Raw genomic sequence first — 845 nt, forward strand, 5'->3', positions numbered from 1 at the left:
CCTCGTCGACAGGTAGCGCCACGGAGGCGCAGGCGGTCTCGTAGATATCGTTGATCAGCCGGGCTTTGGACACCTTGCGGCCGACCAAGTCCCATGCTTCGCGGGAGAAAGTCTCCTGGCCGAGCACAGTCATGCTGGCTGGAGTCGGGAATCGTTCGAGCAGAGCAAGGAACCAGTCGGATCGGCTGTTGCCAGCGAAGCGTTCAATCTCCGGGAAATAGAGCGGCAGGTAGTGGGTCAGGATGCGATGCCATGTCTGCGTCTTAGCCTTGGAGATCGCCTCGTGCGTTTTCGACATCTCCTGCAGGTCGTTGATCCCGGCGGCGAGCGGATCGACGTATCGCTGGGTGGCGCCAATCCGCAGCATGTGCAGGATCACTTGCGCATCCTTGGAATCGTTCTTGTCCCAGCCATTGTGCAGAGCCTCGCGCGTTCGAGCCAAGGCAACGGACGAGATCAAGCGCAACTCGAAGCCGGCGGACAGCAGGCGATGCGCCAGCGTGCGATGGTAGTTACCAGTAGCCTCGAAGCCGACGATGATCGGACGCCCGATGTCGCTAAGATCCGTGGCCAGGCGATCATAATCTGCCTTTGTCGCCATCACCGTCATGCGACGTCGGCGTCCGCCTTCTGGACGTTCGATCAGGACCTCCTGGCGGTGTTTGGACATATCGATGGCTACCAGCACGGCGTCGGTGGGATTAGAGCTACGCTTGGTCATGGTCGGTCTGTCTCCAAAGGGTTGAGTCGACAACTTCACTCTAGAGACCTGCGGGCCGATCATGACCGCCTTGATAAAGCCTGCGGGCGCTACGCGCCCTTGCCTTCATCAAGGCAGTGCGCCC

The 845-nt window shown here is 60.4% G+C and carries 1 protein-coding gene; it reads right to left on the bottom strand.

Features of this window, described 5'->3' with window-relative positions; genetic code table 11:
- On the bottom strand, positions 1-721 hold a 721-nt coding region (locus C2R25_RS19575; protein ID WP_146049700.1), incomplete at its 3' end, for a transposase.
- Positions 722-845 lie beyond the last annotated feature (124 nt).

Origin of the sequence: Novosphingobium sp. HII-3 (assembly GCF_002916655.1) — a bacterium.
GTDB lineage: Bacteria > Pseudomonadota > Alphaproteobacteria > Sphingomonadales > Sphingomonadaceae > Novosphingobium > Novosphingobium panipatense.